Source organism: Citrobacter sp. Cpo071 (genome assembly GCF_030332765.1).
GTDB classification, from domain to species: domain Bacteria; phylum Pseudomonadota; class Gammaproteobacteria; order Enterobacterales; family Enterobacteriaceae; genus Citrobacter; species Citrobacter portucalensis.
This window is the reverse complement of sequence record NZ_JAOWHE010000085.1, coordinates 982,850-994,507: the sequence shown is the minus strand read 5'-3', so window position 1 is coordinate 994,507 and position 11,658 is coordinate 982,850. Positions and strand designations below refer to the sequence as shown.

11 protein-coding genes are annotated in these 11,658 nt (G+C 54.2%); 2 read left to right on the top strand and 9 right to left on the bottom strand.

The annotated features are described in order from the left end of the window. Nucleotides 1–48: 48 nt before the first annotated feature. On the bottom strand, nt 49–963 hold the full coding sequence (ldcA, locus tag OGY09_RS21875) for a muramoyltetrapeptide carboxypeptidase (RefSeq protein ID WP_150388544.1): 915 nt from the start codon (nt 961–963) through the stop codon (nt 49–51). A 98-nt stretch (nt 964–1,061) separates the two neighbouring features. Between ldcA and emtA the strand changes: the two genes are divergently transcribed. Further along, nucleotides 1,062–1,673: a membrane-bound lytic murein transglycosylase EmtA gene (gene emtA, locus OGY09_RS21870; RefSeq protein ID WP_016153365.1), complete on the top strand. Its 612-nt coding sequence runs from the start codon at nt 1,062–1,064 to the stop codon at nt 1,671–1,673. A gap of 11 nt (nt 1,674–1,684) precedes the next feature. On the opposite strand, the gene ycgR is transcribed toward emtA, so the two are convergent. Continuing rightward, a complete protein-coding gene (gene ycgR, locus OGY09_RS21865; protein WP_008785008.1) occupies nt 1,685–2,419 on the bottom strand; it encodes a flagellar brake protein YcgR in 735 nt (244 codons plus the stop codon). Nucleotides 2,420–2,620: 201 nt separating this feature from the next. On the opposite strand from ycgR, the gene OGY09_RS21860 reads away from it, so the two are divergent. After that, complete coding sequence (locus OGY09_RS21860; RefSeq protein WP_003020908.1) at nt 2,621–2,875, top strand: GlsB/YeaQ/YmgE family stress response membrane protein; 255 nt, start codon at nt 2,621–2,623, stop codon at nt 2,873–2,875. A 375-nt stretch (nt 2,876–3,250) separates the two neighbouring features. On the opposite strand, the gene OGY09_RS21855 is transcribed toward OGY09_RS21860, so the two are convergent. The 7 genes from OGY09_RS21855 to OGY09_RS21825 all read right to left on the bottom strand — a co-directional run bounded on the left by OGY09_RS21855 (nt 3,251) and on the right by OGY09_RS21825 (nt 11,607). Further along, entirely contained in the window at nt 3,251–5,221 is a 1,971-nt protein-coding gene (locus OGY09_RS21855; RefSeq protein ID WP_150388545.1) for a TonB-dependent receptor plug domain-containing protein, read from the bottom strand. Between the two features lie 23 nt (nt 5,222–5,244). Continuing rightward, nucleotides 5,245–6,102 carry a ModD protein gene (gene modD / locus OGY09_RS21850; RefSeq protein WP_032943740.1) on the bottom strand — a complete coding sequence of 286 codons (858 nt, stop codon included), beginning with the start codon at nt 6,100–6,102 and terminating at the stop codon, nt 5,245–5,247. Next, nucleotides 6,099–6,911, bottom strand: a complete 813-nt coding sequence (locus tag OGY09_RS21845; RefSeq protein WP_032943738.1) for a class I SAM-dependent methyltransferase — start codon at nt 6,909–6,911, stop codon at nt 6,099–6,101. The genes modD and OGY09_RS21845 overlap by 4 nt, the downstream gene beginning before the upstream one ends. A 9-nt stretch (nt 6,912–6,920) precedes the next feature. Then, a complete protein-coding gene (locus OGY09_RS21840) occupies nt 6,921–7,682 on the bottom strand; it encodes an ABC transporter ATP-binding protein (protein WP_032943736.1) in 762 nt (253 codons plus the stop codon). Continuing rightward, on the bottom strand, nt 7,679–8,638 hold the full coding sequence (locus OGY09_RS21835; RefSeq protein ID WP_395994441.1) for a FecCD family ABC transporter permease: 960 nt from the start codon (nt 8,636–8,638) through the stop codon (nt 7,679–7,681). Before OGY09_RS21835 ends, OGY09_RS21840 begins: the two co-directional genes overlap by 4 nt. A gap of 26 nt (nt 8,639–8,664) precedes the next feature. Beyond that, nucleotides 8,665–9,687, bottom strand: coding sequence for an ABC transporter substrate-binding protein (locus tag OGY09_RS21830; protein WP_032943734.1), 1,023 nt, complete (start codon nt 9,685–9,687; stop codon nt 8,665–8,667). Nucleotides 9,688–9,894: 207 nt separating this feature from the next. Continuing rightward, nucleotides 9,895–11,607, bottom strand: coding sequence for an alpha,alpha-trehalase (locus OGY09_RS21825; RefSeq protein ID WP_032943733.1), 1,713 nt, complete (start codon nt 11,605–11,607; stop codon nt 9,895–9,897). Between the last annotated feature and the right edge of the window lie 51 nt (nt 11,608–11,658).

Genomic DNA, 11,658 nt, shown 5'->3' with positions numbered 1-11,658 from the left:
TAATAACGACAGAAACAGCGTTTTACTTAGCCCTATTAGCCGCTTTTTTTACGATTTTAGTACCGGATGCCCACTTAAGGTGAGCTGAGTGCCGTTTTTATCATTTTTCAGCACCGCATTGGCTCCCAAAGGCAAGGTGACAGTGCGTTGTTCATGGCCAAAATCGAGGCCGCAGATCAACGGTACTGATAATCTGGCGCGCAGAAAATCACAAACTGAATCAAGATTGTAACCGGCATCGTAATCATTGGGTGCGCTACCGCTAAAACTGCCAAGAATAATGGCGTTTTGCTGGGCCAGTATTCCGGCGTGGTACAGCTGCAGCAGCATACGCTCGACACGGAATGGATGCTCGTTAATGTCTTCCAGCACCAAAATGCCGTTTTTGATAGCCGGCATCCACGGTGTACCCATCAGCGAAATGATCATCGCCAGATTTCCGCCCCACAGTGTACCTTCAGTTGCGCACTGCGGACCCTCACCCTGCCATTCGAGGGTAAATTGGGCATTACGCAAAGCCTGCCAGAAATGGTGCTCGGTGAATGCGTTCATTTCTTCGGCGCCGAAGTTCGCCGCCAGCATCGGGCCGCTGAAGCTAATCACATTCCCCTGTGCCAGCAGACCACACTGGATCGCCGTAAAATCGCTGTGTCCGCACAGCAGCAGCGGATCTTGTTGCTGGCGGGCTGCCAGCCCCTGCCAGTCAATTTCTTCCAGTAAACGGCTCGCGCCATAGCCGCCGCGTACCGCCATCACAATGGTATCGGGGGTTTTCAGATTAACGAGCGAGTTCACATCAGCAAGCCTTTCTGCCTCTGTCCCCGCAAAACGCTGGCAGCGGCGTGCAATGACCGCTGAATTGTCGACCTGATGACCGGCCTCAGTAAGACGCGCAAGCCCACGTAAGGCAGCCTGCTGATTGATACAGTAGCCCGATGGGGCAATTAAGTGAAACCGGGACATGGCATTTCCTTGCTACAACTAAAACCAAATGTATATCATGCCGCGTAGGTATGTCGTTGTCACCTCAGCGACAGGTTCCGGCTATAAGGATAGATGACGTGAAATTGAGATGGTTTGCTTTTTTGGTTGTATTACTTGCGGGCTGTAGTTCAAAACAGGATTACAAAAACCCGCCGTGGAATGCTGAAGTTCCGGTTAAACGCGCAATGCAATGGATGCCGATCAGTGAAAAAGCCGGTGCGGCCTGGGGTGTCAGTCCACAATTGATTACCGCTATTATCGCCATTGAATCAGGCGGAAATCCGAATGCGGTCAGTAAGTCCAATGCGATTGGTCTGATGCAGTTGAAAGCCTCAACTTCAGGACGCGATGTTTATCGCCGCATGGGCTGGAGCGGAGAGCCGTCGACCAGTGAGTTGAAAAACCCCGAGCGCAATATCTCGATGGGGGCCGCATACCTGAGTATTCTCGAAACCGGACCGCTGGCCGGGATTGAAGATCCGCAGGTGATGCAGTACGCGCTGGTAGTATCGTACGCCAACGGTGCGGGCGCACTGTTACGCACGTTCTCATCCGACAGGAAAAAAGCGATCAATAAAATCAACGACCTCAGCCCGGATGAATTTATTGAACATGTTGCGGACAATCATCCGGCGCCGCAGGCCCCGCGCTATATCTGGAAGCTTCAACAAGCGCTGGATGTGATGTAGTTCGTGTGAGTTTACTCGCGCACCTTATTCGATTTTTCCCGGGCCTCGCGTTCAAGGGAAAAAATAATCCGCTGTAAGTTCCGCTCCACCGCCGGGCCGACGTTGAGAAAACGAAAGCTCAGGCGGGGAGTGGTAATCGTTTCGTTTTTCCCATCGATAACCTTGCGCTCACTAATGGAAATAAGCTGGGCGTCAACGTGATACACCCCCCATTGCTCCATATTTAGTTCAACCTGCGAGAAGCGCATACCTTCTGCCAACCCCTCTGGTTTTGCCACTTCTAACAGCCCGCCCATGCCACCGAGAGACAGATCGAATAAGCGAAAATGCAGAATGCTGTTGTCTGGCATTTTTGCCGTGCAGCGATAGGGAGGATGCAGCGGAGCGCCGATGCGGAAATATTCCCGACGCTGCACAAACCACAGAGAAGGCGGCAAGGATGAAATAAAGGCCGGCAGTTGCTGATACTCGCCTTTTTTCAGCTGTGGCAGGGTGAATTCTACTTTGGCTCCCTGCGTTTCGGCGATAATTGAGATCTGGCTGGCCCGCTGTACGGCCTGGTTTTCATATTCCTGGCTGCCAAAATCCATGATCAGTTCATCGGGACTGACGGTCAGAATTTTGCTGATGAACTGGCCGCCTGACCAGGAGATACGCAGTGGAACCTGCTGCGACTTCAAGTCCCGAAGTACACCTAACACCGCTAACGGATTTTGCTTCAGGAACTGCTCATTGTAGTTACTCACACCTAATGACTCCTGGATGCCTGGTTTGTCGTTGGGTTATCGGCATTAATCTACGGAACTTAATACAAATGGATGAAATTTTTTACCAAACCCAATGAATTAAGTCTGAGTGATAAAAGCATGTCGCGATGGCTTGCCTATACTTTAAGTGCTGGCGCAGGAATGTCTTGCGCGTGCGTTCACTGGAAAGAGGGCCTGAAAATGGGAATTATTGCCTGGATTATTTTTGGTCTGATTGCGGGGGTTATCGCCAAACTGATTATGCCGGGGCGCGATGGCGGGGGATTTATCCTGACCTGTATTCTGGGTGTCGTCGGTGCTGTGGTCGGTGGATGGCTGGCAACGATGTTTGGTATTGGCGGCGATGTCAGCGGATTTAATCTCCATAGCTTCCTGGTGGCCGTGGTCGGCGCGATTGTTGTGCTGGGTGTCTTCCGGCTTGTACGACGAGATTAATCGAACGGCCCCTGTGCGGTAATGCCGTTCAGTTAAGCATGTAAGGTGAACATGTGATTCTTGTTCAGGGTTCCGTTCACCTCAACGGTGTCATTTCTCTGAAGCGCAGATACCCGTGAACGTGCAAGGGAGGCTTGCCGCCGCCTCCCTTGCAACCCAGGCTCCCGGCGGGATTGTAAAGGGCGTGGCGAAGAACGCCCTTTACACGTTCACAGGAATCGGCGTTTCAGAGAAACTATGAACATGAGGTAAACGGAACCCTTTTTCTGAGAGTGCATATTCAAAACTTCTACCCACACCGGCGATACTTTCTGAAACTAAGGCGTTAACTGAAGAGCATTACTCCGAGTGGGGCCGTTTCTTTGCATCGTTAAATCAGAACTGATACTCAATCCCAGCCCAGTAATTACGGCCTTCTTCGATAAATCCTTCGCTGTACACGTATCGTGTATCGAACAGGTTATTGACCGAAGCGTTGACGCTGAACCCGTGACCGATGGCGTAGTCTGCGCGTAAATGGGTAATGGCGAAACCTGCGGCTTTCTGCGAGCCGTCGCTATTGCTATAGCTCGATGAGCGGGCCTCTTCAGACAGCGTAATGCTCAGCGGATCCCACGGTTTCAGCGTCATCCATGCGGTGAGGGTTTGCGTCGGCAAATCGGTTATTTTGCCGATGTCGCTGCGTTTGACGTCCGCATGAATCAGGCCATAGCTCAGCCCAACATCCAGCATATCAAAGACTTTACCTTTAACGCCTGCATCCAGACCGGTGTAATCCACCCGGCCGCTGTTCTGATTCTGGATGGTATCGGCATCAATATTGTGTGAAAGAATGGCATCGCTGATGCGGTTGTAATAGACGCTGGCTTCGAATCCCCAGTCTTTGCCAAGTGAACCATTCCAGGTCAGATCCACGCTGCGGGCGCGTTCCGGTTTAAGCTGCGGATTGACCAGCGCCACCTGGTTATAGGCCGGTTTCGAGGTGGTGTAGCGCTCTTTCAACGTCGGGAAACGTGTTCTGTCAGAGTAGGACAGCGCTAATGTGTCTGAATTTTCAAAGTGATATTTGGTCATCATCTGCCAGTTGAAAGCTGACTGATTGTTGTCATCATAGTGGGTGACGCTGCCATTTTTCTCGTGCTTCATGCCTTCCAGACTGTCGCGCCAGTCATAGCTTATTCCCGCCACGACATCGACGTTATCCGCCGCTGCCCACTGGTATTCGCTGGCAACGGACCAGGTGCGGTCTTCGTAGCGATCGTAAGCCGCATTCGGAGCGCCTTTCTCGCGGTGAACATCATCTTTCCAGTTCACGGCGAAAGAGAGCAAGTCGTTTTCACGCATATCCGCAGCGAGCTGTAGACCAGCGCCATCGCTATAGTCTGAATAATGACTGTAGTTGCCTTTCTTGTTTTTCAGATCGGCAAGTGAGTTGTACATCATCAGCGTATTTTCAAAGGTATCGCGATACAGACGGCTTTTCAGGGTGAAACGATCGCCCAGATGGGTGGTGCCCTGATAGTAATAGCTCTCTTTATCGTACTGTGGCCATTGCCAGTAGCGTGATTTCTGACTGCTGGTTCCAGCGTACGGCGGGTTATCTTTTTCACCGTCCTGATTAATATAGGTCAGCACATATTCGTCATTTCCACGTGGGGTAAAGCCCAGCTTCACGATGCCGCGTTTGTCATCAGCGGAGGAGTTAATCATCTTGCCGTTGCTGCCCGCAATAGGGTTGTCCACGCCGTGCGGTAAGCCAAGGAAATCCTGCTTCAACTGACTGCCGCTGAGCTGGATGTAGCCGAGATCGTTGCTGGCGCCAAATGAAGCGTGCATATCGTGGGCATTGTCTTTGCTACGACTCCAGCCCTGGCGATAGCCAATGCTGCCTTCAATCGGTTTGGTGGGCTTTTGGGTGGTGATATTGATGGCGCCGCCCATCTGGTTCGGCCCTTGTAACAGCGACGAGTAGCCTTTGGAGACTTCAACCGAAGCGATATCGGAGGTCAGAAAACGGCCTAAATCGAGGTTGCCATCATAGGGGATGTATACCGGCACGCCGTCAAAATAGACGGGAACCTGACGGCTGTCAAAACCGCGGACTTTCACCTGCTGTTCATTGCGGTTGCCTGACTTTTGCAGCACGACGCCGGGGACAACGCTCAGTGCCTGCGCCACGTTTTGCTTATCCAGTTGCTGCATCGTTTCCTGGCCGAGAACCGTAGTGGTTGCGGCGGAGGCCGGACTTGACCAGACGGTCATGGTTTCGCTTTCCTGCCCAGCAAAAGCACTGTGCGCGAAAGCAAACGACAGGGCTGTGTAAAGACAACTTTTGTTGAAATTCATTATTTTTAGTCCATTTATTAATGTTATATGCCACGTGCGTCCGGGCTCAGGCTAACTTTGATATCCGCGGGCGGAGCGTAGTAAGGCGCGGAAGTGATGAAAAGTCTGATGCCACAGTCGAGATAACTCGCCAGCGAGGCGAGGGTAATGCCGCCAGTCAGCGCCAGCGTGCAATGGGGGGCCAGAGAAGGGGCCTGGCGGACAATATCTGTTGCTTGCTTAGGGGTAAATTTGTCGAGTTGCAGGACATCGGGCGCGGCGCGTAGCGCGGCTAATGCTTCATCTGGCGTATCTGCTTCAACCACGATCTTTTTTTCTGGCGCATGGCTGCGTAAGCGCGCAATCGCACCTGACCAGTCGTTTGGATTGGTAAGAAAATGGCGGTGATTAGCAAACAGCAGTACCGTTTCGGCGCATCCTCCGCGATGGATAATGCCTCCCGCGGCGAGTATTGCCTGAGTCGCCAACAAACGCGTGCCAGGAATGGCTTTGCGGGTACAGGCAATCTGCCCATCAGGATAGCGTTGGCGCAGTTGGCTCAACATGATCTCAAGATAGCCCGAAACCCCGCAGCTCCATTCCAGGACATTTTGTACCGCTTTCCAGCCCTGGTGCAGCGCCGCCGCATTCCCATGTGCGCAAATCAATCGCTGTCCTGCACTTACCTGTTCACCATCGGCCACCATGTCGCTGACGGTCAGCCCTAATGAGGTGAGCATTTGTCTGGCAACGGCGGTGCCACTAACGCATCCGCCCTGGCGATGGTAAAACGCCATAACGCCCGGCTGTGCGCCGATCCCCAACGCGCGGGTAGTCAGATCGCCGCCCTGAATATCTTCCAGCAGCAGCGCGTCGGTTTGCGCCTGCGAAAAGTAGATCATCGCAGCGCCTCCCGCGGCACGCTGTCCCACCAGATAAGTGCCCAGTCACGGCTGGCGGGGGCAATCGTGCGTGGATCCTGCTGTTGATACCAGGTTTCCAGACGTTCGACCTCGTCGGCGCTCAGTTCACCCATACTCCAGCGCACGTTTTCCAGAAAACGCGTCCAGGTGCTGTTGTCCTGCTGGCAGTTGGGTCCGCGGATAAAATCAACATGCGCGTGGATCCCCATCTGATACAGGACATTAAGCGCATAGATATAGTTGGGAAGTTCAATCACTTCGCGGCCCAGTGCACGCTGAATGGTGGGGGAAACGAAAGATGAACTGACGAGATGAGTGGTGTAAACCCGCAGTCGGGCCTGATTATTCAGTTTGGTCATCGCCTGGCGCATATCGGCAACCAGCGTAGAGCGCGAGGCGACGGCGATATCGCACTGGGGTAAATCATCCCAGTGTTCCTCCCAGGCCCGCTGCACCCACTGCACGTGACGGGCGTTCATTTGCGCAGCGCGGCGGGCAGCTACGCTAAGCATGCCCTGGCTGTAATCTACGCCGTAAATTATTGGCATCTTTTTAGCCAGCGCCAGCGAGACGGTACCGGGACCGCAACCCATGTCAAACAGCGACTCCGCCCCTTTCAGGTCGATTTTCCCCAGCAGTTGCAGCAGATAGCTGTCGGTTAATGAGGCGCAATTTTCCGCCATTTTTTCCGCACGTTTATCCCAGTGCTCCGGCTTTTTCTCGGTTCTGTTCGCCAGCTGTAACTGTTTACGGTAAAGATCGGCAAAATCAATGTCGTCAATGAGCATTATTATTCCTTAGTTGTGTGTGCCAAAGAGATGGTGAGTGATTTGTGACGGTGTAACGCGATACAGCGCTGCCAGACGATCGGTGGCGAGCTGCTGTTCAGGAAGCCCCTGCGACACTGCACCGTTCGGTTCAACGCGTACCACGCTGTCGGCGATTGCCCGGGCGTGCAACGGATGATGCGTCGACATTAGCAGGGCCATACCTGAATTTTTCAGCGTCACCAGCGTATCGAGCAGACGGATCTGATGCCCAAAATCCAGACTGGAAGCGGGTTCATCCAGCAACAAAAGGCGTGGACGCTGCGCCAGCGCGCGGGCAATTAACACCAGTTGCCGCTCTCCGCCGCTCAGAGTGTTCCAGCGCCGGGGCGCCAGGTGAGAGATTCTCAGCATCGCCAGCTGTTGATGGGCAATTTCGCGCTCTTTTGCGCCGGGAACCGCAAATGCCGCCAGTTGCGGGGCCAGCCCCATCATCACCATGTCCAGCGCAGTGAAGGCAAACGCGCCGTCATGTGCCTGAGGAACCCAGGCGATAGCGGCGGCGCGTTGCCGATCGCTGAGATGATTTATAGCGACGCCATCAAGCAGAATGTCACCGTGAAGCGGCGAAAGAACGCCGAGAATGGTGCGCATCAGGGTGGTTTTTCCACTGCCGTTGGCCCCAATCAGACAACAGACGGAGCCGGGCGAAACCTGAAATGAGACATCGCGTAACACGGGCTGGTGACTGTGGTATCCCAACGACGCATGGCGAACGGTCAGAAGCGTCATGGGCGATTTCCCCGTAGCAAAAGCAGCAAAAAGAACGGTGCGCCAATAAATGCCGTCAGGATCCCCAGCGGGATTTCTGTGCTGCTCAGCGTGCGGGCAAGAGTATCGGTGAGCAGCAGCAAAATGGCGCCGATCCCCATGGAAACTGGCAGCAACTGCTGGTGGTTATTGCCACTGAGGAGTCTGCCGATGTGCGGTACAACCAGCCCAATCCAGCCGATAATGCCCGCGATGGCAACGGTACAGGCGGTGATTAACGTTGCGCAGACGATCAGTCCCAGTCGCAATCGGGAGACGTTGATCCCAAGCGATCGTGCTTCATCATCCGACAGGGTGAGCAGGTTCATGCGCCAGCGCAGCAGCAATAGCGGGACCAGTCCTGCGAAGATCAGCGGTGCCGAGAACCACAGATCGTGCGGCGTGATCGTCGATAAACCGCCAAGCAGCCAGAAAGTGATAGAGGGGAGTTGGGTATACGGGTCGGCCAGCGTTTTGATGAGTGAAATTCCCGCGCCGCATACCGTGCCCAGCGCAATCCCGACCAGCACCAGCGTTAACACCGGGTCGTGACGCTTGACTCGCCGGGTAATCAACCAGACACCGGCGACCACGAATAAACCGCCCATGAACGCATACAGCTGAATGAACAGGATCGGTAAACCTAACAGGATTGCTAAACAGGCACCTAAACCCGCACCCGCCGCCACGCCGAGAATATCCGGCGAGACCAGCGGGTTGCGGAACATGCCCTGATAGGTGGTTCCTGCGCCCGCCAGCGCCGCGCCGAGCAGCAATGCAGCCAGTATGCGTGGCAGGCGGATTTGCCAGAAGACGATTTTGTCCTGCATTGGAACGCCATCTGCACCGGCCACGAGATTCAAAACCTGTTGTGCATCCAGGCGATACGCGCCTGATACCGCGGCGACGCTCGCGCAAAGCACCACCGCAGCAATCATCAGAAAACCGAGGGTTGATGTTTTCATCAGACTGCCACCAACCTTTGATACTGTGCGTCGCTTAGCGTGGTGTGCCAGAACAATTCACTGTAGTTCTGCATATCGGTTTTAAAGCTCGCTTCAACCTGTGGATCAAGCCAGGCATGAAGGCGGCGTAACCCCAGTAAACGGTTGATGCCAGGAGGTGCATCCAGCCAGCCAAACGGCAGACCGCTGAGAAACAGAATGCGCCGGTCAGCAACCGCTTTGACTCCTTGCCAGACCGGATCTTCTCGTAGGAACTGCGCTGTCACCGCATCCTGCACCAGGATAATATCCGGCTGCCAGCTGAGCAGATTTTCCATTGAGACCTGTGTGAGCCCCTGTCGTCCGGGGATGTGCGCCACATTGTGCAACCCCAGTAGTTCTGCTGCTTCGGTATGCAGAGAACCTTGTAAACCAGTCTCCAGTCCTCTGGCACCGCGCGCGGCATAAAAACGCAGATTCGCCGCGGGTGAATGCGAGAAAGCTATTGCATCATCGATAAATCGACGGGCCAGCGCGGCCTGCATTGCGGTTCGCGAGACGACGCCCAATACTTCACCGACTGCGCGCAGCTGTTCTGGGGTATGGCGCAATTCGCCGTTAATCAGCAGCCAGGGAATCTGTGTTTGTGTGCTCACTTGTCTGGCCTGAGAAAGCCAGGTTTCATCGGCATTACCGCAGTCAATAACCAGGTCAGGTTTAAGCGCCAGGAGTGCTTCAAGCGACAGTGTGCTGGCGCGCCCCGCCAGCCTGCCGAGTTTCGGCAAAGTCCGAATGTTATCGTTAAACGGGATGGCGGTCTGGCGAGAGAAATCAAAGGAGGAAAGTCCCACCAGTTTTTCCGGTGCGACGGCCAGCAGCAGCATGTCAGCAGGCGCGCCAGCACTGACCACACGTTGGGTCGTTGCTGGCTTCGGAGAGTCTCCAATGGCCACAGTCAGCGAGGTTTGAGCAAACGCGGGAAGATGGCGTAGCAGCAGTGCAGATGCCACGAGTTGGGCAAACATCCGTCTTGTCAGTGGCATTATCGGTATCCTGAAGGTTACAAAATCGCTATATATTTACATATACAGCGAATAAAAACATGTTCAGAATCAATTTCTCACGGATGAAAACCCCGGATACCCCATAAGGGCTAGAGGCCATAGAGACAGCTGGAAGGGGGAAATATAAGAAAGAAAAATCCGCGACGAAGCGCGGATTCAGGAAGTAAAACGGCTCGGGCTATGATGTTATGGCGTCGGTTGAGTCTGTTTTTTAGACTCGACTGGCGCTGTACTTGCCGGGGTAGGTCGTGATGCGGGTACGTTGTCACAGGGCTTTTCTTTGGCGCAAATCAGGTCGAGCATTTTCAGCGTTACGCCGTTGGTCCAGCCGAAACCATCCTGCAACGGATACTCACCGCCGCCACCGCCGGTTCCAGTGGTGCTCACGTCATACTTCTCAACCAGCTTTTTCTCGCGATCGTAGGTGTGTTGAACATTGGTGAGGAATCGCCAGGTCACGTCCATGGCGACAGTATCCTGACCGTAATTCTGTAACCCGGATGCTGCTACCCACTGGAGCGGGGCCCAGCCATTGGGGGCATCCCATTGCTGGCCGCTTTTCACCGACGTGGTAGCAAGGCCGCCCGGTTGCAGCAGATGTGCCTGGGTGGCCGTGGCGACTTTAATGGCGCGATCTTTTGCCGCAGCATTGACATACAGCGGGAACAGGGCGGCAGCCGTGAGCTGGTTGCGTACTTTGTGGCTTTTCAGATCGTAGTCGGCATACCAGCCTTCTTTGTCGTTCCACAGGTACTTCTCGATCCCTTTTTGTCGGGCATTAGCGAAGCCATCGTACTGCGCCGCTTTGGCATCATCACCAGCAGCCTTGCTGGCGAGGGCGATCATTTTTTCCATTTTGTACATCAGCGCATTGAGATCGACCGGAACGATGCTGGTGGTGCGCAGAGTGCCCAGCTGATTAGGATTGTCCATCCAGCGGGAACTAAAATCCCAGCCGGACGCGGCAGCTGAACGCAGGTCGCGGTAGATTTCTGTGGCCGGGCGGTTTGGGTTGCTTTTAGCGGTGGCGATATCCTCTACCCACGACTCTGGCCGAGGCGAATCGCGCTCATCCCAGTAGCGGTTCAAAATGGTGCCGTCGTCCAGTTTAACTACGCGCTTATTTTGCTGACCGGGCTGGAGTGTTTCGACGCCCTCCATCCAGTAGCTGTACTCTTTGAGCATCTGCGGGAGGTATTTTTTCAGCGCGTCATTTCCGTCGTGCTGCGCCAGCAGTTCAACCATAAAGGCAAAGAACGGCGGTTGCGAACGGCTCAGGTAGTAGGTCCGGTTGCCGTTAGGAATGTGTCCCCAGGAATCAATCTCGTAAGCGAAGTTTGCCACCATGTCCGAGACCTTATCCCAGTGATTACTCTCGGCAAGCCCCAGCATGGTGAAATAGCTGTCCCAATAATATATTTCGCGAAAACGCCCGCCAGGTACCACATACGGTTCCGGGAGCGGCAGCAGCGAATCCCATTTTTCAGCGTCGGTTGTCGAACGGGTGAGTACCGGCCACAGGCCATCGATATGTTCGCGTAATGATTGCCCGGCCGGGGGCACGTATTTTTCGCCGTCTTTCGGCAAGGTGAAATTCACTTGCACAAAATGGCGTAAGTCGAATCCGGACTGGTTTTTCTGCATCCGATAATCGGCAAGGATCATTAATGGATCGCTGTTTGGCACCGCGTCCGCAAAGGTTTTCTGGTCAGGAAACAGTTTGGCTGTTTGTACATCGTTAAACAGGGGGCCAAGCAGAATATCAGGCGGCGCAGGCGTAGCGGCTGGTGCGTCCTCGGCGTTGACGGTAAAAGAGGAAAGGGCAAAAAAGGTGCTTGCGAGCGTCAGTTTTATTGCAACAGAGAGCAGGCCAGGATGGCGAGTTGCTGGCGTTATCATCGGTTAATCTCCTTAGCGGCGTGCCGAAGTAGCGGCATTTACCATGAGAAA